Origin of the sequence: Mucilaginibacter lappiensis, from assembly GCF_050433765.1 — a bacterium.
GTDB lineage: Bacteria > Bacteroidota > Bacteroidia > Sphingobacteriales > Sphingobacteriaceae > Mucilaginibacter > Mucilaginibacter lappiensis_A.
Map to the genome: position 1 here is coordinate 836423 of NZ_JBNPWP010000001.1, position 26143 is coordinate 862565.

General features: G+C 43.8%; 15 protein-coding genes. 3 read left to right on the forward strand and 12 right to left on the reverse strand.

Going from position 1 to position 26143, the window contains the following annotated elements:
• The first annotated feature begins 7 nt into the window (after nt 1-7).
• The 3 genes from M2273_RS03475 to M2273_RS03485 are packed head-to-tail and all read left to right on the forward strand — an operon-like array spanning nt 8 to nt 5340.
• Nucleotides 8-1609: a sodium:solute symporter gene (locus tag M2273_RS03475; RefSeq protein ID WP_429393033.1), complete on the forward strand. Its 1602-nt coding sequence runs from the start codon at nt 8-10 to the stop codon at nt 1607-1609.
• The gene (locus tag M2273_RS03480) at nt 1593-3026 is read left to right on the forward strand and encodes a sialate O-acetylesterase (protein ID WP_429393036.1); all 1434 of its coding nucleotides are present in this window, start codon (nt 1593-1595) and stop codon (nt 3024-3026) included. Before M2273_RS03475 ends, M2273_RS03480 begins: the two co-directional genes overlap by 17 nt.
• A 1-nt stretch (nt 3027) precedes the next feature.
• Nucleotides 3028-5340, forward strand: a complete 2313-nt coding sequence (locus tag M2273_RS03485; protein WP_429393038.1) for a DUF5703 domain-containing protein — start codon at nt 3028-3030, stop codon at nt 5338-5340.
• A gap of 179 nt (nt 5341-5519) precedes the next feature.
• On the opposite strand, the gene M2273_RS03490 is transcribed toward M2273_RS03485, so the two are convergent.
• The 12 genes from M2273_RS03490 to M2273_RS03545 form a co-directional block, all read right to left on the reverse strand.
• Nucleotides 5520-7556, reverse strand: coding sequence for an aceric acid hydrolase (locus tag M2273_RS03490; protein ID WP_429393040.1), 2037 nt, complete (start codon nt 7554-7556; stop codon nt 5520-5522).
• A 10-nt stretch (nt 7557-7566) separates the two neighbouring features.
• Nucleotides 7567-10968 carry a glycosyl hydrolase gene (locus tag M2273_RS03495; RefSeq protein ID WP_429393042.1) on the reverse strand — a complete coding sequence of 1134 codons (3402 nt, stop codon included), beginning with the start codon at nt 10966-10968 and terminating at the stop codon, nt 7567-7569.
• A 4-nt stretch (nt 10969-10972) separates the two neighbouring features.
• Nucleotides 10973-14257 carry a glycoside hydrolase family 2 TIM barrel-domain containing protein gene (locus tag M2273_RS03500; RefSeq protein WP_429393044.1) on the reverse strand — a complete coding sequence of 1095 codons (3285 nt, stop codon included), beginning with the start codon at nt 14255-14257 and terminating at the stop codon, nt 10973-10975.
• Nucleotides 14258-14378: 121 nt separating this feature from the next.
• Nucleotides 14379-16574, reverse strand: coding sequence for an alpha-L-rhamnosidase C-terminal domain-containing protein (locus tag M2273_RS03505; RefSeq protein ID WP_429393046.1), 2196 nt, complete (start codon nt 16572-16574; stop codon nt 14379-14381).
• A 2-nt stretch (nt 16575-16576) separates the two neighbouring features.
• On the reverse strand, nt 16577-18178 hold the full coding sequence (locus M2273_RS03510; protein WP_429393048.1) for a sodium:solute symporter family transporter: 1602 nt from the start codon (nt 18176-18178) through the stop codon (nt 16577-16579).
• Nucleotides 18175-19254 carry a Gfo/Idh/MocA family protein gene (locus M2273_RS03515; protein WP_429393051.1) on the reverse strand — a complete coding sequence of 360 codons (1080 nt, stop codon included), beginning with the start codon at nt 19252-19254 and terminating at the stop codon, nt 18175-18177. The genes M2273_RS03510 and M2273_RS03515 overlap by 4 nt, the downstream gene beginning before the upstream one ends.
• Before the next feature lie 69 nt (nt 19255-19323).
• The gene (locus M2273_RS03520) at nt 19324-20031 is read right to left on the reverse strand and encodes an L-rhamnose mutarotase (protein ID WP_429393053.1); all 708 of its coding nucleotides are present in this window, start codon (nt 20029-20031) and stop codon (nt 19324-19326) included.
• Nucleotides 20028-21950, reverse strand: coding sequence for a right-handed parallel beta-helix repeat-containing protein (locus tag M2273_RS03525; protein ID WP_429393056.1), 1923 nt, complete (start codon nt 21948-21950; stop codon nt 20028-20030). The genes M2273_RS03520 and M2273_RS03525 overlap by 4 nt, the downstream gene beginning before the upstream one ends.
• 4 nt (nt 21951-21954) lie before the next feature.
• On the reverse strand, nt 21955-22845 hold the full coding sequence (locus tag M2273_RS03530; RefSeq protein WP_429393058.1) for a sugar phosphate isomerase/epimerase family protein: 891 nt from the start codon (nt 22843-22845) through the stop codon (nt 21955-21957).
• 5 nt (nt 22846-22850) lie between these two features.
• Complete coding sequence (locus M2273_RS03535) at nt 22851-24251, reverse strand: acetylxylan esterase (RefSeq protein WP_429393061.1); 1401 nt, start codon at nt 24249-24251, stop codon at nt 22851-22853.
• Between the two features lie 11 nt (nt 24252-24262).
• Entirely contained in the window at nt 24263-25399 is a 1137-nt protein-coding gene (locus tag M2273_RS03540; RefSeq protein WP_429393063.1) for a sialidase family protein, read from the reverse strand.
• A gap of 13 nt (nt 25400-25412) precedes the next feature.
• Nucleotides 25413-26129: a DUF3826 domain-containing protein gene (locus M2273_RS03545; protein ID WP_429393066.1), complete on the reverse strand. Its 717-nt coding sequence runs from the start codon at nt 26127-26129 to the stop codon at nt 25413-25415.
• Nucleotides 26130-26143: the final 14 nt, after the last annotated feature.

A 26143-nucleotide genomic window follows, 5' to 3' on the forward strand; every position in this document is an offset into this window, starting at 1 on the left:
GCTATTTATGAGACATGAAACCCTGCACCTGGCAGATTATATTATTATAGCAGTAGCATTGGCTACTTCATTAACCATCGGCCTAAGGTTTTCAAAAGGACAAAATTCAACCAAAAAGTATTTTGTATCACGTGGATCTATACCGGCCTGGGCCATTGGCATGTCGCTCATGGCTACGCTCATCAGCAGTGTAACCTTCCTGGCCTACCCCGGCGAAGGTTTTTCATCAAACTGGATATTGCTGGTACAAGGGCTTATGGTGCCCATCGTATTGCTCCTGATGGTATGGTTCATTGTACCCCTATACCGCGAGGTAATTGGTGTAAGTACTTACGAGTATTTTGAAAAGCGTTTTGGCACATTTGCCCGGTTTTACAGCTCCATTAGTTTTGTGTTGACCCACTTTTCAAAAATGGGTACTGTGTTCTTTCTGTTGGCCCTCGCGCTGGCCAACATGACCAATACCAATACTTATGCCATTATCTGGATCATTGGTTTTGTAATTATTGTGATTACGCTGATAGGTGGTATCGAGGCCGTGATCTGGGCCGATGTGGTTCAAGGCTTCCTGCTGATAGGTGGCGGTATAGTATCATTCGTTATCCTCATTTTTTCTATAAAAGGTGGTTTCCCTGAGCTTTGGCATATTGCCACCATTAATCATAAAAATAACTTTGGCCCTTATTCGTGGGATTTTAAAAAGCTCACCTTTATAGTTATGGCTATAAACGGCGTTTTTTATGCCATACAGAAGTACGGTACAGATCAAACCATGGTACAACGCTATCTCACTGCTAAAACAGATAAGGCAGCAATCAGGGCCTCCATAATGGGTGTGGCCCTAACTGTTCCTTTATGGGCGCTTTTTATGTTTATAGGTACAGCGTTATTTGCATTTTACCAGCAAAACCCTTTGCCTGCCGGCATTAAAGCCGATGCCGTTTTCCCTTATTTTATCATGAGTAAACTGCCTACCGGTGTGGTGGGTTTGATACTGGCGGCATTAATATCAGCAGCTATTTCAAGTCTTGGCGCTGATTTGAACTGCCTGTCTGCCATTGGCGTAGAGGATTATTATAAGAAATTCCGTCCCAATAAAACGGATGAAGAATACCTAAAAGCTGGCAGATGGATAGTAGTGGCGGCGGGCCTGGGTGCCATACTTATTGCTACGCTGTATCTGTTGGCTGGTGACGAAGGGGCATTGGGTATTGTATTTACTTTATATGCTATATTTTCGGGTGGTATAGCAGGTATCTTCCTTTTAGGGTTATTTAGCAGCCGCGCTAACAGGCAGGGTGTTAACATTGGCATTACGGCTTGTATCATATTCACCGCTTATGCCTTTTTAACTTCCACAAAAATTGGATTGGGGGATCAAAAACATATATTGCTTGATCTGGGTAAATACAACTTTAACCAGCACAAATACATGCTGGGTGTTTATAGCCATCTTGTAGTAATTATTGTTGGTTATGGTAGCAGCTTGTTTTTCCCGAAACCAATACTCAATAAAAATTTACTTTTCAGCGGATGGCTCGAAGCCAAACGCGCCAATAAACTGAATAAATTAATTAGTGTAGATGAAATTAATGCAGATAAAAATTAAATCACTGACCTTATTAACATGCAGCCTGCTTTTTAATATTGCTGTGCATGCACAAGTAAAATTAGCATCAATATTTACCGATAACATGGTATTGCAGCAGCAAAGCCAGGTGCCGGTTTGGGGCTGGGGTAAAGCTGGTAAAAGTATCACTGTAACTACTTCGTGGAATAAAAAAAGCTATAATGTAAAAACAAATAGTGGTGGTAAATGGCTGGTAAAAATAGCTACTCCGGTTTATGGCGGCCCTTATACTGTAACTATTAAGAGTGACACTACCATTAAACTGCATAACGTGTTGATAGGCGAGGTTTGGCTTTGCACCGGGCAATCAAATATGGAAATGCCAATGAAGGGTTTTAAAAGTCAACCGCTTGTTGGTTCAACTGATGCCATATTGAGATCGGCCAACAATAATATACATATCTATACAGTTCCACGCTCATCAATAACCGAAGCGCAGGAAAACAGCAAACCATCTGAATGGCATGTGGCATCGCCTGAATTTGTTGCCAACTTTAGTGCTACAGGTTATTATTTTGGGCGGTTATTAAACGAAATGCTGCATGTGCCCATCGGATTAATCAGTGATTGTTACGGAGGCTCAAGCGCCGAGGCCTGGATGGATCCGAAAGGATTAAGTGACTTCCCCGAAATAAAAATTCCAGCCAAAACGGATTCCATTAAAGCCGTATCACGTACCCCTACTACATTATTTAATGGTATGCTCAATCCCGTTATTGGTTATGGTATAAAAGGTTGTATCTGGTATCAGGGCGAATCCAATTATGAACATCCCGACCAATATGAAAAGCTATTTCCGGCTATGGTAAAACGCTGGCGCGAATTATGGGGACAAGGCAATTTCCCTTTTTATTATGCACAGATAGCACCCTATGATTATACACAGTCTCCACCCTACAACTCAGGTGGTAAATATAACTCAGCTTATCTGCGCGATGCTCAGCGTAAATCATTAAACAGTATACCCAACAGCGGCATGGCCGTATTGCTTGATGTTGGTGAGCAAACCACCATACATCCTCCGCGTAAAGAACCTGCGGGCACCCGCCTGGCCTACCTGGCCCTGGCACAAACTTATGGCATCAAGGGTTTTGATTATGCCAGCCCAATCTATAAATCTATGACCATTGAGGGCAGCAGGGTTTCTATCAGGTTTGATTATGCCGAAAACGGATTAACCTCCTGGAATAAACCTTTGCAAAGCTTTGAAATAGCGGGGAAGAATAAAATGTTTTATCCGGCGCAAGCCATGATCTCAGGCAGTACCGTTGTGGTATCGTCCCCGTTGGTTCAGGAACCTGTGGCCGTTCGTTATGCTTTCAGGGATTTTGTGGTGGGCGACCTGTTTGGCACTAATGGTTTACCAGCTTCATCATTCAGAACTGACGATTGGTAATATGAAATTTACGCTGCTGCTATTGGTATCCTTGTATTGTGCCTCCTCCTTTGCACAAACCAATAATATGGAGCAGTATAATGTAACCTGGACAAGCCAGAGCAAAAACTCAGGTGAATCCATGCCTTGCGGCGGCGGCGACATTGGGCTGAATGTATGGGTGGAGAAAGGCGAACTGCTTTTTTACATAGCCCGCAGTGGCACGTTCGACGAAAACAATGCCATGCTCAAACTGGGTCGTGTAAGGGTTAAGCTCTCTCCTAACACAATTGATGGTAATGATTTTAAACAACGGTTAACCCTGCAAAATGGCTCTGTGCTTATCAACGGTAAAAATGGTGATATCACTGCGCAAATTAAGCTTTGGGTTGATGTTTACAGGCCGGTAATCCACCTCAGTATTAAAAGCAATAGAGCCATAAAAACCGAAGCAGCCTTTGAAAGCTGGCGATATCAGGACCGAGCGGTAAAAAGTACTGAGAATAACCAGGGCTCCTGGAAATTTGCTCCACAAGGACAAGTTAAAACACTGAAGGATGAGATCGCCTTTAAGAACAACGAGATCCTGTTTTATCACCACAACCTTGATTCTACCATATTTGATGTAACCGTAAAACAGCAGGGTATGGATGCTGTGAAGCAGCAAATGTTCAGTCCGCTTAAAAACCTCACTTTCGGGGGGCTTATGCGCGGCAAAAACCTTAAAGCCGCAGGTACTTATACCGGTAAGTATTTGGATACTGATTTTGAGGGCTGGAAATTACAAAGTATTAGGCCAGCACGTGATCAGGATATTGAGATCTACCTGAACACAGCACAAGTTGCTTCTATTGACAAATGGCAAAACGGACTTAACAAAGTCATTCAGGATGCTGATACTCACCAAAAAACAGCGTGGCAAAAAACAGCCGATTGGTGGCAACAATATTGGAACAGGAGTTTTATTTATATCAACCCTAACAAACCCGAAGCCGACACAGCCGCATGGCAAACTGGTAAAAACTATCAGCTATTCCGGTATATGTTGGGTTGCAATGCCTACGGGCAATATCCCACCAAATTCAATGGAGGATTGTTTACCTACGACCCTGTTTTTGTAAATCCCAAAATGAACTATACACCGGATTTCCGAAACTGGGGTGGCGGATTAATGACGGCCCAAAACCAGCGACTGGTATATTTCCCAATGCTCAAAAGCGGCGATATAGAAATGATGAAACCGCAATTTGATTTCTACCTGCGATCCTTACGCAATGCCGAGTTGCGCAGCGAGGTTTACTGGGGGCATAAAGGTGCCAGTTTTACGGAGCAAGTAGAAAACTTCGGTCTGCCCAACAGCGCTGAATATAACTGGAAACGTCCGGCAGGTTTTGATAAGGGCGTGGAATATAACGCCTGGCTGGAATATACTTGGGATACCGTATTTGAGTTTTGCCTGATGATGCTGGAAACAGAACGTTATGCAGATAAAGACATTCATCAGTATATCCCATTTATTAAAAGCTGTCTGACTTTTTTTGATGAACACTATCAATACCTGGCACGGCAGCGTAGCAGTAAGGCACTTGATGGCAACGGGCATTTAGTCTTATACCCCGGCTCGGGTGCCGAGACTTTTAAGATGGCTTATAATTCCAACTCCACTATCGCAGCTTTGCAAACCATTACCAAACGTATGCTGGCTTTACCGGATACTTATCTGGATAAGGACGAGCGTTTGAAATTGGCGGGATTATTAAAACGCACTCCCCCTATTAGTTTTGGTGAAATAGAAGGTCATAAAGTACTTACTCCCGCCAAAACATGGGAACGTGTTAACAATGTAGAAAGTCCGCAGTTTTACCCGGTATTTCCCTGGGGCATCTATGGCATTGGCAAACCGGGCTTGGATATAGCGCTCAACAGCTGGAAACTGGATACCCTTGCCATTAAATTAAGAAGTGGCATTGGCTGGAAACAGGACAATATATTCGCGGCCCGTTTAGGTTTAACCAAAGAAGCTGCTGAACTAACTACCTTTAAACTAAAAGATTCCGGCAGGCGTTTCCCAGCCTTCTGGGGGCCGGGCTTCGACTGGACGCCTGACCATAACTGGGGAGGCTCGGGCATGATCGGTCTGCAGGACATGCTATTGCAGGTTGATGATAAGAAGATCTACCTGTTCCCTGCCTGGCCAAAGGATTGGGATGTACACTTTAAGCTCCACGCATCTTATAATACTACTATTGAGGCAACATTGAAAAATGGAAAAGTTGAGAATTTGAAAGTATTACCGGAGGAAAGAATGAAGGATGTGGTTAATATGTTAAAATGAGAAAAGTGTCATCCTGAACTTGTTTCAGGATCTCTCAGGATGGCTTCTGGCATGTTGGTATACCTTGAATATTGCAGCCCTGCAAGTGGGATCCCGAAATAAATTCGGGATGACTTATCAATTAATAATTTACTGATTTACATGAATGAGCTTATTTTGCCTTTCGCTTTTAGCTTCCCCTATCTGTCCAATGGTATCCAGGTTTCCATATCCACATGCCCACGGTTGCCCCAGGCATAATAAGGGATCAATCTTATATCAACAGCATTTTGTTTTGGGGTAGCTATCTCTTTATACAATTGATTTTTCCAGCTTGCTTCATCACGTACATCTGCTTTACCGGTAAGGCTCATGATGTTGCTGTTGTCTATTTTAATCATCTCTGGCTTCAGTTCATTTTTAGATGACAAGGCAATATTGAACACCCTTTGCCCTTTAGCCAGATCAGCAGATTCCAGGCAGTAAACAACCGGGCCGCGTTTAACGGCTACCTGATTTCGGGTTTCCTCTACCAATGGATTAGCTTCCATCATCGTTACTGGCATAGGCAGGTTAAGTTCTATTTTATCTCCGGTTTTCCACTCTCTGTTAATTTCTGCGTAATCGCCTAGTGATAATATAGTAGTAACTGCTTTCCCATTAATTGTCAAAACCGCGTTTTTGCTCCATCCAGGTATCCGGAAAAACATGGAAGTTGCTTTGCCCGGCGCCTGATCAACATTGATACTGATCTTACCATCCCAGGGGTAATTGGTTATCTGTGTAAGTTTTATTGAAGAACCATCTTTCAATTTGGTCGACAGTACATTACCACCATACAGGTTAAACCAAATTCCCTTATCAGACACACTATAAGCATAATCACTGATCTCGGATATCGTTCGCACCACATTGGGCGGACAGCAGTTAGACAGTTTGATATATCCCACCCTATCCTTTGACCATCGTTGGCTAAAAGGCTGATCGTCCGAATAACTCAGCGGATTGGTGTACAGAAAATCACGTCCGCTTAAACTGATCCCGGAGAGTACACTGTTGTACAATGCCAGCTCCATAACATCGGCATACTGCGCTTTACCGGTAATTTGCAGCATGCGCCAGTTCCAAAGCACATTACCAATATTGGCGCAAGTTTCATTATGCGCGGTAAAATTAGGCAGCTGATAATCGCGCCCGTAGGCCTGGTGCACTTTCTGCACATCATTTGGGTTATATGATGTACCATCGGGCGATACCCCATCATACAATGAGCCACAGCCACCTGTTATGTACATTTTCCGATTCACCACATCGTTCCACATCAGGTTGAGGGTATGCATCAGGGTAGTATCCCCAGTTTCGGCATAAACATCGGCCGCGCCGGCAAAAAGATAATTGGCCCTCACGGCATGCCCCATAGCCTGGGTTTGCTGCCTGAAGGGGATGCGGTCCTGGTTATCATCAGTCCCGTTTTCCATCAATCCGCGGATATTGATCAGATTTTTAGCAAGTTCCAGATATTTAGGATCACGCGTTGTGCGGTACATTTCTACCACCCCCATATAATGTGAGGGACAAATGGCATTCCGTGCCAGTTCTGGCGATGCTGTCTTATAAAAATTGTATAAATAGTCCGTTGCTTTTACAGCTACTTTCAATAGGGTAGTTTTACCCGTTGCGCGGTAATGTACACAGGCGGCCGTCATTAAGTGGCCCAAATTATAGGTTTCAAAATTCAGACGATCATTAAACGCTTTTTCTTTACCCGTATTTTTACGTTCCTCAATAATGGTTGGGGTATGAATATAACCATCTGCACGCTGGGCTTTGGCAATCACCGCAATAGTTTTATCCATCAGGGCATCCAGGTTAGGATCATGAGTGGATGCATACATACTGGCCACGGCTTCAAACAGCTTATAAAAATCGCCATCATGAAACGGTGGTCCTTCATGCGAACCGGTATCCAACCCGGCGGCAATCTCAAAATTACGATAAGCGTGACTAATTTTAGGATCTGTATAAATCCGCCATAAATTAGGGATCATGGTATCGCGGCAAACTTTAAAGCGATCAGCCCAAAAACCGTTCGTCCAGGTCACATTCCCCATATCCACACTACTCAACTTGGCGTAGGTGCTTTTGCCGGTATTCACTAACGCTTTATTCTGGGCATTAACGTTACCTATTACTAATACTATACTAACGGCTAACAGTTTTAAAGTTTTACTCCACATATCTTTTCAGTTATTTATAATTAAGTCTGATTAATTTGACAGGCCCTAACAATCCGGCAGGCAATAAAGGTTTACCCTCGAGTCGATAAGGCGCATTGGTCCAGGTAACGCGCTCTTTTTCAGGTAGTGCACGATCACCTATTAGCCGGTTGGCCCAGGTATTGCTCACTTCTATTTTTAATTGATTAGTGCCCTTTTTTAGTGCTTTGGTAATGTTTACCCGATAAGGCCAGGTCCAGGCTACGCCACAGTTTATACCATTTACGTATACTTCGGCCAGATTCTCCACTCTGCCCAAATCAAGCCAGATCTCTCCCTGTATGATATCGTTCCATGTAAAGGTTTGGCTGTAACTGGCCGTACCCGAATAGTATTTAATACTGCTTTCCCCACGTTTTGACCAATCATCTAATTGATTAAAAGTGATTGCGTCTTTTGGTCCGCCATATTTGGGATCAAAGTTCACTTTCCAAGTTTGGGCAAGCGTTTGAACCAGATTCTCAACCGGCCGGTTTTTACTTTTCCTATCAGTGATCGTAGCTTTTTTACGGAGAATAATAAACACAGAACCATTTGGCGCTAAACTAACCGGCAATGCTGTACGCCCTGATATTACCTGCCAATCATTTATAGCATGAATTTCACCAGTAAGCGGATTCCAAAGCTCAGGCACATAACCCGTAGACCTTAACGATAAATTGATAGTACGCTGTTCGGCCTGCTGATTAGATATAAAATACAATTCAAAAGCTGGTGATTTGCGATGTGTCCAGGCAATGTCTTTTGCTATTTGCCCATTCTCCCGGCTTATAAAATCCCTTGCTATACCCAGCTCATCAAATGTGTCTTTTTTATATGGCCCGATAATGACTTTGCCCTTTTTACCAGCATCAGCAAAAAGCTGCTTGCCAGCCTGTACAACGTCTGCATCATTGGCCATGCCGGGTACCCGCATGGGTTGATTATTAATTAACACAGTAGCCCCATCACTAACCAATCGCTGCAACTTCTTAACTACCTCCGGCGACATTAGTCCTGAATCCGGCGAGATGGCATGTGCACCCGGTATCACCAGTATGGCATAGCTTGCACCGCCGGGTAGAATGACCCTGCCGTTCTTTACTGTAGCTAATCTCAATAAAGCATCGCGGTTAAAGGAATCATAGGCATAGCCGTGCAATGGGTCTATCCAGTTTTCGGGCAGGGCCATATTGGCCGAGTGGCTGGCGTCAGAGATGGAACTTACTACAGGTTCACCTTTATTGGTTAATCTTTCAGCTTCCTGTTTTACCCGTTCTGCACCAAATATACCAGGCAACGTGTTAACCAATCTATCGGGCAATATAGCCCGACGAGGTGTTTCTTCGCCGGTAAATACAGCAATATCAGTTACCGGATGCCCCTGCTGTAATAAAGCCTGGCATCGCTGTATATAATCAAACCATGCCTTGCCCGGTTTCCACCAGGTTTGGTCACGCTGAAAAAACATGCCGATACCATCCAGTGTCATACCGGGTTTCCGATCAAGCCAGGGGTTATGCACATTTACATGGAACACATAACGGTTAATACCAAGAGCAAAATTACGGTCGGCCATAGTTTTAAGCATAGCCGGGTGTTCGTCCCATAATAGCCGCAACTCGGTAAATGCCTCGGCCTGAATAATATTTTTACCATAAATGTGCCCACCCGAAATAGCATCCAGCATATCATTTGGCTTATCATGTGTAGGGCTTCGGAACCAAAATTCGCCCATTGGTATGTCAGCCAGTTGATAATGCAGCATACCGTCGCTTACCATAGTTGGCGCAACGCTTTCGGCTGTGAAAGTGCAGTCTTGCGCATGGGCCAGCTTAGCCATGGTACCATAAAAATTATCGACCAATAGTTCGGCGATAGTTTGCCGCACATCACTTAATACTTTTTCGGATACATCCACACTTTGCACCGGTACGCCCGCCATCACCGGCAAGTAAGGCAGCAGGTCATATCCTCTGCGCTTTTTAAACTCTCCTGCAAATACCGGCGACCAATTTTGGCTCCCGCATTCCCAGCTATCAATATGAAATATCTTTAATACCCGTTTCGCCAATGCAGGGCTGCCCTGCTTCACCGCCTCCCCAAACCAGTTGTCAAACTGTACTTTGGCTGCTGTAGGGTTAAACTTATCGCATTCCAAACCACTGCCCGCGCCACCTGTTGCATTAGTATGCCCCGTGGAAGTATGGCCTATACGTAGTATGGTCCACTGCCCGGCAGGTACATTCCAGTTTAATTGCCCATTGGCATCTACTTTATCTGTTAAATTGAGGAATTTATCTTTTGGAATACACAGCTCATCTGGCAGTTGATTTTTATTAGTTCGCTTGCTCACCCGCCAAACTTCGCCGGTTTTACTTTCATACTGGTGAATACGTGGTTCGGCAGATAGCTCGATACCTGAAAGCTTCAGTGATGGTTTCCATTTAGCAAAATCCAGATCTTCAGCACCGGGCTCGGAACCTGTTTTATCATATACAAACCTGAAATATCTGGCTGTAGTTGGCACAATATCATTGGTGATCTCCGCATCGCCATCCTGCCAGCCATGACGCGGCGACTCTAACCTGCCCAGTGACCTGAAATTTTTACCATCATCACTCACTTGTATAAGCAAGCGCTCTGATTGGTAATTACTGGCCGAAGTATGAATTACGAGCGAACGACAGGTAAAGGGTTTTTCAAATTCCAGTTGGATCCAACAAGGTTCACTGCTTGCAAAACTTTTTTTATTACCTTTTTCTGAAAGATGCTGTACATCGGTATTGGCTATACTGGTGGTTAATTTAGGATGGGCATCATAACTGCTTGTACCCTCGCCTGGTAATGACGGATAGGCCAACACCTCAATGTCCTTGTAATAGTTTTTATAATGCGCCGGTTTGGGTAAAGTATCCCGGTAGGTTTTACCTCCCGTAACCAATATTTTTGACCATACCACTTTTTGCATAGACAGCTCCGGCGTTATCCACGGGCCACCCGCCAAAGCGAAGCCGTCACAATCATGCATGGCCAGTTTAACACCTATTCTGTTAGCCTCTTGCATGGCAAATTTTATCATGGTCCACCATTCCGGGCTTAGCTGCTCAACCGGTGGGGTTAAGTATGGGGGATTTGCCGCTCCTTTTATAGGCATCAGGTAGGCACCACCAATGCCTGCCTGTTTCATAGCCTGTAGATCGGCAGTAATACCTGCGCGGGTCACCGCGGCCTGCATCCAGTACCAAAACACCCAGGGTTTGGCCGATTCAGGGGGGTGCAGGAACGCCTGTTTTAATTCATCTTTTGCAGAGGAACTGCTCCGCACCTGAGCTGTTCCGTGTAACGTTAAGCAGCAAATGCAAACAGTGATTATAAAGATGAATTTCTTCATGTTGTTACTTGAACTTTATTTTACGGGCCACTTCACCAGCTTTATCGGCATTGCCATTGTAAGGCATGATATAAAAACTGTAATGATAATCCTTTGCAGGTATTCGATATTGGTCTAATGGGGCGGCCACTTCACTCCAGCTATCATTGCCACCTACTCCCATCTGTGTCAGATCAATATTCAAGGTAATAAATCCTGTATCCTTCAATTTATTGGTATACTTAGCATGGAGTATATTATCTTCGGTATAAGGCCAGGCGCTCATGCTAAGCAGACTATCAGCCACTATTAGCAAGCCGTCATTTTTTTGATGTAACAACATCCACCGTACATCGGTGCGGTTACCGTTTTCCTGTGGTACCACATAAGGCTCCATAAACTGATGAATGGGTTGTGAGTAAATACCAGTCTCTGAAGCTGTCCGCCGGTCGATATAATTTTCATAGGGCCCACGGCCATAATAAGTGATATTGCTATCGGCACGTAAAATGCCCATTTGCATACCTACTTTTGGCAGATCGGGCAAGCTTTTATCAGCTTGTAAACTGTAATCTACTTTGACAACCCCATTGCCGTTTATGGTATACATTACGTTTACTGATGCACTGTCATTGATCAGATTATAAGTGCTATTAATTTTGACTATGCCATTTTGAGATCGGTCAATACTGATACTTTTTAATTTTGGCTGTGTGTTAAACCAGCTCTTTAATTTTCTTTCCGCCTTCCATCCACGATGGTCATTATCGGTAACCGGACGGGTAAAATGGGGCATCAATGGTGCAAACACCTGTTGCTTCGTATTCCACAAATAAGAGGTTAATGCCCCGGTAACCTTATTGATCTGGATGTTGAAATTATTACCACTGATGCTGATTGATGCATCATCCGTCACAGTGATATTAGGATAATTTTGAGCTTGTAATTTAATAACCGGTACTTCAGTCAATGCAAATTGATCGGCAGCTATTTCATAACCTTTCCCGGCCCAGGGTTCATCCTGCGTCAAAGTGAAATGAATGTCAGCCAGGTATTCGTGCCCGGATTTTAAAACAGGTAAGTAGGGTTTTATACTGACCACCGTATCATGACCTGCCGTAAGATTAATATGCGGCAATTGTTTTTTAGCGATGATATTACCATCCTCACAAACCTGCAGATACACATCATATTCATTCAGATTAGCCACGCTATGCCCGTTTTTAATATGAATAAGACCTTTTGAGGCATCTGTTAGTTCGCAAACGGCAGGTTGAAAAACATGCTTGCACTCATATATAGCAGGCTTGGGCCGACCGTCGGATGCTACAATTCCTTTGATGGTGAAATTATCAAAATAGCGTTCGCCGTAATCACCACCATAAGCATAATATGATACTCCTGCGGAATCCTTTTTCAATAGCCCCTGATCTTTAAACTCCCAAATAGCTCCCCCGATGATGCGTTTGGTTGATCGCCATTGATCCCAAAACTCTTTCAAATTTCCGTTAGAGTTTCCCATAGCGTGCGAATACTCCACAAAAAATATAGGCCGGTTATCCCCATTTTGCTGATTAGCCAGTAGTGGCGCAGTATATAAACCCGGATACATGCGGCTAACAATATCCACATAAGGCTGATCGACTGGGTTTTGCAAGCGGTGTGAATGATCATTTGTTTTTGGATACCGGAAATCAGTTGGGTCGATATAACCCTCGGCCTGCGGCGTTCCCTGGGCGGGTTCATAATGTACGGGTCGGGTAATATCAAAATCATGAATCCAACCGGCCATAGCAGCGTGATTGGGGCCGCGCCCGGCCTCATTACCTAAACTCCAGATAATGATGCTCGGATGGTTTTTATCGCGCATGACCATGCGAGTTGCCCGGTCAAGGTAAGCGCCGGTCCACATAGGATCGTTACTTAGTTTAGAACCCAGGCCATGCGTTTCGAGGTTGGCTTCATCAATCACCAGGATACCATACTGGTCGCACAAATCATACAGGTATGGATCCATGGGGTAATGACTGGTGCGGATACAATTAAAATTAAAGCGTTTTATAGTACGCACATCATTTAAAATATCCTCACGGGATAATGCCTTACCTTTTACAGGATCATGATCTGGCCGGTTTACCCCGTACAGGTAGGTTACCTTACCATTGATGAGCAGTTTGCTGTCGTCTTTGCCAAACTCAATGCTCCTGATACCCACTTTGCAGCTTTTTACCTCCAATATGTGCCCTGTGCTGTCTTCTAATGATAACGTAAGCGTATATAAATTTGGTTCTTCATCGCTCCACTTATCCGGATTTTTCAATTTAGTTTCCAGCAAGCCGAACTTTACGTTATCCAGTCGCGGATAGATCTCATTGATGATGCTTTCCACACTGCGTTCCAGTGGTTTCTGCAATACCTCTTTATTATTCTTATCAAAAAGCCGGGCTTCAATCTTATACCCTGGAACAGCTTTGCCTGTCAGGTTTTCAATACGCGGACGAATGCTGAATATGGCATCCTTGTATTGTTTATCCAGTTTGGCCTGCCATTGAAAATCAGCGATCCTCAGTTTGGGTTCAGCAAGTAACATTACCTCACGATGAATACCACTCATGCGCCATTGATCCTGGTCTTCCAAAAAGTAGCCATCGCTCCAGCGAATCACCTGTACCGATACCACATTTTCACCTGCCTGTAAATAAGGGGTTATGTTAAATTCAGATGGCAAAAAGCTATCCTCACCGTAACCTAAAAACTTGTCGTTCAACCATACCTTAAAGCCAGAACTTACGCCTCCAAAATGCAGGGTAATGTTCATGTCTTTCCAGTTTTTGGGCAAGGTAAAAGTGCGTTGATAACTGCCTACGCCATTATAATCCTGCGGAACGTGTGGCGGGTTAACAGGACGAAAGGGATAAACTGCGCTTTTGTATATAGGCTTATCATAACCCTGCATCTCAATGCTTGATGGTACGATGATCTTTTTCCAGCCGCTTACCCTGCTTTTATAAAAATCCTTTGGTGCATCCGCAGGTTTGCTGGCATAGCTAAAATCCCAATACCCATTTAACGACAGCATTCGGCCCGATCCTTCACGATCACCTTTTAAAGCATCCTGTACACTGGTATAGGAATAAGCCGTAGCCCTTGCCGGGTCGCGGTTAATACCATCAACCAGTGGATTTTCCCAGGGTTCTGCATCAAAAACAACAGGCACGTTGGGTATCGGCGCAGGAGTTTTATCAACCAGTTGCGCGTAACCGTTAAAGGCAAATAACAGATTAACTATTATGGCTATATATTTTTGCATCTATTTTAGGTAGCTCCTATGGAGCAAAAACTTTTTTTACTTTTTCTACAAATGTTTTGTCCCTAAGGGACAATTAAGCATATCAACAAGTCCTCTTCCTTTGAAGAGAACTTAGGAGAGGTTACAACGCACTATAATCAACCGTATATTTTTTGCCTTTGACGATACTCAATTCGTAAACATTTTTACCTTTTGTTATTACCGTACCCTCTTTACAAACCGGCATAGTACTGCTGGCAAAATGCAAAATCCCGGTACCTGTATCCCCGCTTACTTTTATCTGTTTGGTGCTGCAATACACTTTTATATCACCTTTAGGGGTTGGCACGCTCCCTTCCATCCATTGCAAGCCGCCCAACTTAGGCTCTATAATATATTGCTGATAAGCCGGTGCTGTGGGCTTAACACCCAGATAGTATTTACCTAACAAATAGATAGGACTCGCGCCCCATGCATGGCACAGGCTTTTACCAAAAGGACGACCATACATGGCATAGTGCGCCGCGCCGCTTTTATTCGGATCATATTCTTCCCAAAAAGTGGTAGCGCCCAGGTTTAGCATACCGCCCCAATAATCTTTCATTTCTTTAAGCACATAGCTTTGTTCGCCCATTGCACAAAGGGCCTCCAGTTCATAAAAGCGCATATACGGTGTGGTTATCTTCTGAATTTTATCATTCAGCAGCACATATTTTTTCACATCCTGTTTTTGTGCTTCAGTGAAATAGTTGAAGAATATAGAAAACATGTTAGCATAGCGGGTTACATTATCCGTTTGCTTGCCGTTTACGCGGCTATGTACTAAAGCATGTTTTTGATTGCTCCAGTAATAAGCGAATATTTTTGATTTTAACCCGGTTGATAATTGATTGTATCGTGCAGCCCCCGGCTTATCCTGCATAATATTAGCACACAGGGCCATAGTTTCCAGGCTACGGCAAAGCAGTAATTGTTCAAAGCTTACTTCACCTTGCTTGTTCAGTTTATCGGCCCAGTCAATAAATACCCAATCGCCGGGCAAGCCCTCCATCAGGCCATTTTTATCTCTGCGCGACAAACAATAGCTCATCAAGCTTTGCATACGTGGATACATTTGTTTTATGAAGCTTTTGTCGCCAGTGTACTGGTAATAATCATAAATACCCATGAACCAATAAAAGGTATAGTCCATAATGGTATTAATGTGACTGGTAACGGGGTCTTTTCCTCTCAACGCGTACAGGGTGCGGGTAACTGTAGGCGAGTCAAAATAGAGGTAATAGTTCATCAGGTAGCTCTGGTAAGCATCACCTGACCATACCCAACGGTCGCGCTTAATGCCATCGATAAAAAACTCACGGGTATTCAGATGCAATGTATAGGCCGATACATCCCAAATTTTATTGATCTCCTCATCGGAACAACGAAAACTCCCCCGCTGCTCTACCGGCGAGTATTCGTACAGCATGGATATATCATCGGCACTCACGTTTTCATCAAACAACACATTGATATACCGGAAAGCACGGGAGCCTTCCATCGTAAGATCCGCTTTTTGCGACTGATCAATATGAATACTGTCTAATAGTTCACAGGTAGCGGTTGCCAGGGCTTCTTCCTTTGATTCGCCATAACAAAGTTTTACATTGCCTGCTCCTTTTAAGCCATTCAGTTTAGCGTAGCCAAAAGTCTCCTTACCGAAATCAACCAGTATGGAGTGTTCTTTTCTTTCTGTTTTTTCGGGGCGATGTTCTTCTGTAGGTAAGCGGAATGTTGATGGGGTTTTATCGGCCGAATCAAAATTCCACGCTCCCGCAGATACATATTGCGTTGCCGATACATCAGATGTTTTACCGGATGCATCTATCCATTCCTTATCCTCATAAGTTACCAGCCATGAGGTATCAGATGCCAGGTGCGCACCTTTTACGTATATAGCAGGTACACTACCTGAATTGTATACCTTTAAGCTTAACCGGTGCTTTCCTGCCGGTATATTGATAGATTTAGGATAGCCTGACAGCGCTTTACCATCAAGCTTTACATTATATTGTCCTTCAACAGCCAGATCCACTTTTTCAGGGTTGGGCAGTACAAAATCTTTATGAAAATCAATTAGTGCATAATGGCTGTCCAGTTTCCAGAAGGGCGGAAAAAACGCACCACGTTCTGTACGCCTGTTTTGCATTTTATTGCTTAGCCACACTTCATAATCGCCGGGATACCAAATCCAGGTGGCCTTTTGGGCTTTTGCTACATCAGCAAAAAACATAAAACCTAAGCATAGCATAGCAATCAGCCAGCTTTTGAATTTTTTACAGGTAAAATTTTTATTCATGGTTAATGTCCGTTAAAAATGAGGTATAAGATGATCATCACTACAGTTAGCAACGCCCAGGCTAATTTCACACGTTTAGTAGGTTTGGCTATGCGACTGATCTCCTGTGCATCAGGTTGATATACGTTGGGCGAAGCATCCAGTAATGAAATAACAATTGCCAAAACAGTAAGAAAAACAAAAATGTAAAACGACAGCAACAGGTAATGCGGCCAAAAGTGATATTTGTCAGAAGGAAATACCCACAGATACATTACTCCTGTGCCCAAACTAAAAGCCGAACCGGCAGAAAGAATTGTATTCACGGCTTTACGGGTGGTACGTTTCCAGTAAACGGTTAATAAAAAAACTACAGCCAGCGGCGGGGCAATAAAGCCCAATACCGATTGAAATACGTCAAACAGATTAAGCCCCTTTATGCTATCAATGGCCAGCGCCATACCTATGGCGAATAAACAACCGGCTACTACAGTCATTCTTCCAACCCTGATCAGGTCTTTGTTGGTAGCATTGGGATTTATCTTTTCGGCATACACATCCATGGTGAACACCGTGCTTAATGAGTTTAACGATGACCCTATAGTGCCAACCAAAACAGCTATCAATACCACGATCACCAGCCCATTCATCCCCGGAGGGAAAAGATTAGTCACCATGGTCATGTAGGCCAGAGACGGATCGCTCAGGTGTGGGTACAGGATAAAACATAAAATACCGGTAAGGATAAATAAGGGTAAGGATAAGATCTTGAGCCAGCCGATAAAATTAACCCCCAGTTGCCCCTGCTCCAGGTTCTTAGCCCCCAATACCGATTGCACCATGGCCTGATCAGTACAGAAAAACGCAACTGCCGAGACCGGATACCCCAATAAAATAGCATACCAGGGATACTTGACATCGCTGGCAGGATGGATCAGGTTCCAGTAATTACCGGGTACCTGGTGAAAAACAGCAGAAAGACCGCCGGCTTTATTTACACCCAAAACTGTTAAGGTTAACGATACGCCTATAAGCAGCAACATCTGAAACACGTTTACTTTAGCAATAGCTTTTAATCCACCGGTAAAGGCAAACAAACCCGCGAATGAAACCAATACAATAACCGATTGCCACATGGGGATACCCAGGATCTGCCTCACCAAAAAACCGCCTGCAAACAAGCCCAATGACAACCATGAAATGAGCATTTTGATAAGCGCGTACCAGGCCAGGATATTGCGGGTGGAGTCGCCATAACGGTTACCCATAAACTCGGGCATAGTGGATACTTTGGCGGCGATATACTTTGGCGCGAAAACAAGCGCCAGCAGCATCAGGAACACAAAAGCATACCAATCAAAATTTACAGCCACAATGCCAGTACTATACCCAATACTGGCAAAGGCCAGCAGCATGGATGGCCCAACATTGGTACCCCACATATTGAATCCAATACTGGCCCATCCCAATGATTTATTGGCCAGGAAAAGTGTTTCGCCGGGTTGGCTTTTATTACCAAAACTGGCACGGTAACCGATCACCATTAAGATAATCAGATATATAGCCACAACAGCATAATCCAAAGCAGTCAAACGCGACACGATATTGCTCATGGCGATGGTCATGCGCTTAACTGGTTAGGGGTTAATTGATATTCTGCTAATATATCGTCAACTTTTACCGGTTTGCCTGTTTGCAGCGATCGGTCCATAGCCTGCAGCAGTGCTATGGTGCCTATACCCTCTTTAATGTCCGGATAAGCGGTATAACCATCGGTAAGACTGTCGGCAAAGTATTCGAGGTAGTTTTGATATTCGCCTGCATGGTGGCTTTTGCCCTCGAACCTGAAATAGTGTTTCAGTTTATGTTCCCAGGTAAGCATCCGCTCTTCACCTGTTTTGTCGGTTATGGCATAGCGCAAGTCCATATAATCGCCCTGGCTGCAGCCTTCGGTACCTCTTAAAACACAACTCATCTCACTGTCGCGGGTTGCAGGCTGCACCGGGCCGGTGTAACAACCGCTTACGCGGGCTATGCGGCCATCTTTAGCTTTAAAAATAAAGTGCATGGTATCCGGGTTCTTTAAGCCACCTCTTGCGCCGTTAGAACTAAGCATACCATACCCCATCACTTCTTCAATATTGGGTAAATACCAGCGTATAAAATCTGTAGGGTGACTTAGCCCGCCATACAACCACTTAAAAGCCTGTTGTAACGACCATGGCTTTTCCAGAAACCAGCGGTGATCAGCATGATAATACGCTTCTATCGTGATCAGTTCCCCAATCAGACCATCTTCATAATCTTTACGCTGCTTTTTCATGGGTTCAAAAAAGCGGGAACTTTGGCCAATAAATACCCGTTTACCGCTCTTTTCAACCAGTGCTAACAATTCAGCGGCTTTACTTAGCTCATCAATAAAGGGTTTGGTACACACTACGTGTTTGCCATGCAGCAGGGCTTGTTTAACATGTTCAGCATGCAGGTGATCAGGCGTATATATAGCAATAATATCAATTTCCGCATCATCAAGCATATCCTGGTAATCGGTAGTGTAGTTATGAAAGTTGAACTCTTCGGCCCGGCGTTTGCACATTTCTATATTCATATCACATATCATCTTCAGCTCCAGTTTATCGCTTTGCAATGCTGCCGACATGGTACTGCGGCCTTCGCCTAATCCTAATATTCCTATCTTCATTAATTTTGAATTATTGATTTACTGAATTATTGATTTATTTATTACCACCGTAGTTTATTCATTCCCCCTTTAGGGGGTTAGGGGGCTAAAAAACACCCACACCTCTCCCGATTTTGTACCCGGTATACCCTCCTGATATTTTGCCATCAGTTTGTTCCATTCATCCACACGGGGATTGTTCTCTGTTGTTTTAGGATTCAGTTCATCTAAACTTTTTCCTTTTGGTATACTGATCACCAATAACAGTTGCCTGCCATTTTTAAAAACCAGCAATTGCTGAAAATCTGCATTGCAAAAACCGTTGGCTACTTCGGGCCATTTTTTAAATTGGGTAGCATGGTAGTTTAAATATTCCTGCTGCAGTTTAGGGTCTTTCACCAAATTGGCTGTTAGTATAATGTTGTCCCATTGCGGCGCTAAAACTGAGTTAACGCAACATTGTTGCTTATTGAAAACATAAAAGGGATGACTATATACCTTTATTGTTAGGCCTGGATACGACCCTTTAATTATTTTATATAAAATATTTATATTCAGATTATTACTATAAATAACTAAATGATTACTCCACGCATAAATTGAAGATAATGGCAATCCCTGGTCCTTTATAAGACTCAATAAAGGCCGGAGATTTATGGTTTTTCCAACCGGTGTGGTAATTTCAATGGCAGTATATGAGGTATTTATTTCACCTGCTTTTACTATATTAAACAGTAATATAGTTATAACTAATAGCCCAAAACTTTTCCGGGTGATGTGTTTAATTAAAGCCTTCATTCCAACTTATGATTAATGGGCTGACCCTCCCGGTTAACAGTTTTATACTTTAACAGATACCGGTAAGGCGCCTCTACCCCTGCCGCGTTTTTAATTTCAGCAGCTACCTGCGGACCGTTATTTTCCCAAACATTCCCTGGACCATTTGCGTTCCTCAGGAATTTTTCGGCGGGACACCAGTTATTTTTCAGGGTAATGTATGATGAGCCTTCATCGGTGTACAGGTAAAACCAATGTTCGGGGTCATGCGCGTAAGGGGCCTTATAAATACTATCCACATAGTTATTACTGATCACTGTACCCGGTTGCGCCGATAAAGTATAAATACCGGCCACATCATACATATTACGGGCGTAGTGATGGATCTTATTGGCAGTAATACGGTTATCGCTCATGGCATTGGTGGTTTTTGTCCAACCCCAACCCATGCTAATCCCGGTATAGTTTACATCGCAAATCTCATTATGAGCTATAGTGATGCCTTTTACATAGCCCGCGCCTATACCCACACATCCCCAATCTTCGTTGGTAGCATCCGTGATCAGGTTATTTTCAATATGCTCATTAGTGCTTATTTCGCGTTTGTCAGTGGGATTATAAGGGAGATGAACCTCCTGCGCCTCATCTGAGTACACCCCGGCAAGAATAGCTGTGCCGCCGATATCCTTAAACAGATTGCCTTTTATTTCATCATCGTGTGTACCACGCTGATAATCCAACCCGGTTGAAGCTATGTGCTCAAAGCGGCATCCATCAAAAGTGGTATGAGAAGCATAGGCTACTTCAACCGCCGCAGCTGGTCGACCAACCCAGGCCTGGTTTTCCAGTCCTTTTTTATCAGGTGTACCGGGTATTTTCAGCTTATAGGCATCCAGCATGTACATACCATCCTGGTGGGGCACCAATCCGGCTTTGGATGGGCGCAGCCAGCTGCTATGCTGAAAGGAAATATTTTTAAAGCTGACATAACTTACCGGACGATCTATCGTTCCCTCAACCTTTATAATATTTTCAAGGATAGGAACAGTTACGGTGGCAGTTTGCAGGTTCTCACCTTCACGAGGTATGTAATAAACCTTAAGATGTTCTGTATCCAGATACCATTCGCCTGGTTGGTTTAAAAACTGGATGGTATTGCTCAGATAGAAAGCCGAGTTACCCGTCTTTTTAGACATCCAGGGCGCGGGCCAGGGATGTTCAGACTGGATACGACTTTCGGGTTGATAAAAGGATAACCTTGCACTATCGCCTTGCATCTCAACAGATCTGATCCGCAAAATAGCAACGGCCCACCACTGGTGGATAAACATTTCCATGCCTTTAACTCGGGTTAAATCAATCGATTTTGGATTGGGTATCCAGCAGGTCTCCGTTTGATGATCCCAGGATAAAATACGGTTCATCAATGGGGCATCTGTTCCACGGGCACGGGTAGCTTTATGATCATTTACCCAAAGCTGCCTGAACTGCAGCGCTTCATTCCCGATTAACGGCGCGTCGGTTACCCAAACTTTTCCTTTGGCTTCATTGGGCAAACCGGGGATATTGCCTGTGGCTTTATGCCATCCGCTTAGATTCATACCTCCGCTTAAAATAGACTGCCCTTCAGTAGCGCCTTCAATGATAGTGGGACTATCAGCCGTACCAGAGTCTTCGGGACGGATAAACAGCGTTTCTGTTAATTGATAAATGCCTTGTTCAACCCTGATGTATATACCACCTTTTACAGCAGGATCACTTAAACGGCGCAACTCACGGGCTTTTCTTAAGGCCATGGCCACGGTTGCCAATGGCCGCTGTTGCGTACCATTGTTCTTATCTGATCCGTTTGGAGCAACCCAAATTTCAGCCGCGAAAACGCCATCTGTTAAAATTATATTTAACAGTAAAACGAAAACAATTATGCGGCTAATGTTCATTAACTTATTCGTTAGGGCTTTGAAAAACTGATTTCAGGTATGTTGTATTGGCGCTAAAATTCCACTTCACATTATGTACATCCTTGATATCCCTTGACCGCTCTATCACCAGCCAGCCGCTCCAGCCCATTTTATCAAGGGTAATTTTTACTTTTTCCATGTCTATCTTAGGATCATTTTGCAGCCATTGGCCGTCGGTATCGGTGCAATGGATCATCACTATGTTTTTCTTTCCCAATATTTGCAATTCCTTTTCCAGATCACGACCATTGTCAAGCGCATTCTGAAAGTTGAAATAGCTTTTTATAGCAGGTGAGCCTATATCTTTCAATAATTGTAATTCATTTTTAGCATCCAGAGATGTTTCAATACCGATCACCACGCCCGCCCTTTCTGCAATTTTCCCTACCTCTTGCAACCGGGTTACAATGGCCGGACGCAGGTTTGGATACTTAACCAGGTCGCCTTTTGTGCCCATTGGCAAAAAACCAACTTTAACATTCATTTGTGTCATGGTATTGATGCAGTCAGTAACCGCCTTTACAGCGGTTGGCCGTTCGGCAAATGACTGCGCAAAGAAGCCTGTCATGCCCATTGAAGGGATTTGAAGGTTCAGTTCCTTAGCTTTGTTTAAAAATTGCTTACGGACCGAATCTTTGGCTAATTGATTATCAAATGTTTCACGATCGCCCAAACCGCCCATATCAACCTCAACCCCATCGGCCCCAATATCTCTGGTGAGTTGAAAAGCGCCGAGCTTTTGCCTTTTCAGGATCATGAGGTCAACCACGGCTATTTTATATCTTTGGTTTGCCGCCGAAGTTTGTGCAAACACTTGCTCTGACGGAAATCCCATCAGGAACATTAAACCTAAAATCCATATTGATCCTTTCATATTTTTCATTTTGTAGCTGCCGCAAAAACTTTCTGTAACTGGTCAAACCCCTTTATTGCACCGGCTGGCAGTTTTTCACCTTTATTACCAAAAACATACATGGCAGGTTCTTTCTCTATCGTTACTTTTGACTCATCGATCTTGCCGCTTTTATCCTTTATTGAATTGAGATTCAAATGAAAATTTTTGGCGATAAATGCGTACAATGGATATCGTTTCGAAGGTCCAAAATCATGGCCTTCTGTTGGGATATGTACATTCTCCACCAGATTTTCGGCACCATAATAGCCGTACATTTTTTTCAGATAAGGAAAATCATGTTCTGGCATGTTGGCTGTCCAGTCCTGCCCGTCAGATATTAGCAATTGCGGGCGTGGGACCGCCATGGCGGCAATTTCCACATTGTCTGTTCCACCGCCACACTGGTGTATAGGCATACCGCTTTCGCAGGGGCAGCCACCGTAGAAGTACGATGATACGGATACCACCGGCGCGCTCAACTTGATACGGTCATCCATCGCCGTCATTAAAACAGTATGACTACCACCACCAGAACCTCCACTAATGCCTACCCTTGCCGGGTCGGTTTCTTTTAGCGCGAGCACATAATCCAAAATTCTGATAGCCCCTAAAGCCTGGATAGTTTGCGCCAAACTGCGGCGATGATCCGCCGCTTTAAATTGCAGCAATGATTCGCCCCAGGCAAAAAGATCATAGCTGTAGGCCATTGCTCCCATGCGGGCCAGTGTAGCACAGCGGATCTGGCAATCGGCACGATAACGCTGGTGCTCCCAATGTCCATCAGGGCTTAATATAATCGGTATTTTTCCTTTGATTTTCAGTGGCTTATATATCGACCCATTGATATATAAACCAGGCAATATCTCGATAGCAATATTTTCAACCGTATAGCCGTCAAATACTCTTTTAGGAGTTATAATTGGTTTTGACGCAGGTTTAGCGGGTATTGGTGATAGTTCTAAAGCTTTATACAATTGTGGTTTTAATATAGCTTTGCGCATTTCCCAACTGCCCTTATCATGATACTGTGAGGCAATACGATCCAGCTCTTTCCAGCCATCAGTCACCGACCAGCGGAAATATTCATATTCTTTTAATTTATACTTGCCCGGGCCTTCCTTATTCACTTTCAGATCAAGCGGTGCTAATACATTGGTCAATGTAGTATCTACATCCGGGCGAAAGCGCCACTCAGCGTAGTTTACCCACTTATCCTTAACCGTATTTGGGCTGTACTTAATCGTTACATGGTATTTTTCCTGTATTTCATCCAGTACTTCCTTTAATGACTTTTTATACAAGCCATCTGTAGTTTGTTGAGCGTTAGCACCAAAAAACAACAGTGTTAGGCAAGTTAGCAGGCCAAAGAATATGCTTTTTCTCATCGCTCTATTTTTTATAGATCCCTAGTATCACCAGTTGCCACAGGGGCCGTATAACCATTCACCTTAGGCCATTCGCCATTTTTAATCTCTTTTAGATCCAGTTTTGCAGGATCGATCACCACATGCTTGATCCGCTGCCTGCGCCAGGTATAAACCACATGCACTAGGCCATCTGATGATTGGATCACCGACGGATAAGAATACTGGCTGATAGGTGAATCTTCCAGGATCGAAGCCGCGTACCAGGTAACACCATCTTTTGAAACAGTCACATTCAATGGCGTACGTGCGCCTTTTGCAAGGGTACCCGGAGGCAATACATGGTTATATACCAGCAACTGACGCCCATCTTTAAGTGTTACCGCATCAGTACCGGAGTTATTATTGGGCAGGTTTGTTTTTTCAAGGGGCGACCAGGTTTGCCCGTTATCCTTTGACCATGATGTTAATATTGCCCTGTTCTGGCTGCGACAAAGTATCTGCAACCTGCCATCCTGATGAAATAAGATGCTTGGTTGTATCGCTTTCATCAAATCTTTGGTATCATTAATAGGGCCAATCATTGTCCAGGTTTTGCCAAAATCCTTACTCGCCTCAAAATGCACCTGCCAGCCTTTACCTTCGGTACTTGATGGACTTAGCAGTGTACCATCTTTCAGCAATACAGGTTTGTTTTTAATAGGTCCCAAAAAACCATCAGGCAAAGCCTTTTGTGCCGACCAGGTGATACCTCCATCAGCCGATGTTTTCATATACCCTCTCCACTTGGAAGGACTTGGGCCTATCTTATAAAACAAAAGCAGGTCGCCACCCGGAACCTGGTATAATACAGGGTTCCAGCAGGCATAACGTAAGCTATCGTTCTGTATGCCATTAGCTACATTAATACCCTCAGTCCATTTACCTTTAACCAACCTGCTTACCCAAATACAAACATCAGGGTTGCGCTCCTTAGTACCACCAAACCAGGAAGCCACCAGGCCCTTTGGGGTTTCGGCAATGGTAGCTGCATGACATTCTGGGTATGATGTTTTTTCGTAAATAAACTCATCCGTCAAGATTCCTTTACGCCACGGGTTGGTTTGAGCAATACTATTTCCTGTCAATAAACAGAAACTTAATATAATGAGTAAAATATTTTTATACATAGGTATTTATAATTTATTGTGCCGATTTTTTCGCGGCCGCATCGACAGCTTTTTTAGCTTTTACAGCGTCAACATAAGCTTTAAATAATTGATGCCAGTTGCGGCCGTTAGTATTCAGGTATTGCTCATTTTTAGTCTTATAGATCTCGAATATGGCCGATATCTGTTTGATGTTCTTAAAATCTACTGCCTGCTCTCTGGCCTGTTTCAGGTTGGTCAGGATGGCTGCTTCTTCCGTCGCTGTCAGATCAGGAACTATGGCTTTGTAGCCCGCCAAAGTAAAAGCTACTTTACCTATGGTGTACTTATCCAATACCAATTCAACCTGTTCTTCAGTCAAATCTTTACGTAAGCCCGTCATCAGGTTTTCATGTACAGATTTTGGCAGGGATGAATTAACGATGATCTGGCGATCCATAGTACTTAATGTCTTGCCCGTTGTCGGATCAATACCTGCCGGAACCGATTCGTACGAATGGCTGTTATTCCAATCGCGGATAGCTTTCAGGTGTATAGCTACTACATCCTTTACCCTTGCCTCTTTTGCAGCATCATTAAGCGCCAATGAGCTTACCCAGTCGGTAGCCTTTTTATCTACATCAGCATCTGCTTTGGCCTGCGCTTCAGGCGATGGCGCTGGTTTTGTCGCGGCTTGATCCTGCCCTTTACTTATGGTTGATAACAGGAGCAACGATGCTAATGCTATACCCGCGATGTTTAATCTTTTCATAATCATCTAATTTT

Excerpts from the sequence above, each read along its gene's own strand:
- M2273_RS03475 (WP_429393033.1), top strand. The coding sequence starts at position 8 with ATGAGACATGAAACCCTGCACCTGGCAGATTATATTATTATAGCAGTA.
- M2273_RS03480 (WP_429393036.1), top strand. The coding sequence starts at position 1,593 with ATGCAGATAAAAATTAAATCACTGACCTTATTAACATGCAGCCTGCTT.
- M2273_RS03485 (WP_429393038.1), top strand. The coding sequence starts at position 3,028 with ATGAAATTTACGCTGCTGCTATTGGTATCCTTGTATTGTGCCTCCTCC.
- M2273_RS03490 (WP_429393040.1), bottom strand. The coding sequence starts at position 7,556 with ATGTGGAGTAAAACTTTAAAACTGTTAGCCGTTAGTATAGTATTAGTA.
- M2273_RS03495 (WP_429393042.1), bottom strand. The coding sequence starts at position 10,968 with ATGAAGAAATTCATCTTTATAATCACTGTTTGCATTTGCTGCTTAACG.
- M2273_RS03500 (WP_429393044.1), bottom strand. The coding sequence starts at position 14,257 with ATGCAAAAATATATAGCCATAATAGTTAATCTGTTATTTGCCTTTAAC.
- M2273_RS03505 (WP_429393046.1), bottom strand. The coding sequence starts at position 16,574 with ATGAATAAAAATTTTACCTGTAAAAAATTCAAAAGCTGGCTGATTGCT.
- M2273_RS03510 (WP_429393048.1), bottom strand. The coding sequence starts at position 18,178 with ATGACCATCGCCATGAGCAATATCGTGTCGCGTTTGACTGCTTTGGAT.
- M2273_RS03515 (WP_429393051.1), bottom strand. The coding sequence starts at position 19,254 with ATGAAGATAGGAATATTAGGATTAGGCGAAGGCCGCAGTACCATGTCG.
- M2273_RS03520 (WP_429393053.1), bottom strand. The coding sequence starts at position 20,031 with ATGAAGGCTTTAATTAAACACATCACCCGGAAAAGTTTTGGGCTATTA.
- M2273_RS03525 (WP_429393056.1), bottom strand. The coding sequence starts at position 21,950 with ATGAACATTAGCCGCATAATTGTTTTCGTTTTACTGTTAAATATAATT.
- M2273_RS03530 (WP_429393058.1), bottom strand. The coding sequence starts at position 22,845 with ATGAAAGGATCAATATGGATTTTAGGTTTAATGTTCCTGATGGGATTT.
- M2273_RS03535 (WP_429393061.1), bottom strand. The coding sequence starts at position 24,251 with ATGAGAAAAAGCATATTCTTTGGCCTGCTAACTTGCCTAACACTGTTG.
- M2273_RS03540 (WP_429393063.1), bottom strand. The coding sequence starts at position 25,399 with ATGTATAAAAATATTTTACTCATTATATTAAGTTTCTGTTTATTGACA.
- M2273_RS03545 (WP_429393066.1), bottom strand. The coding sequence starts at position 26,129 with ATGAAAAGATTAAACATCGCGGGTATAGCATTAGCATCGTTGCTCCTG.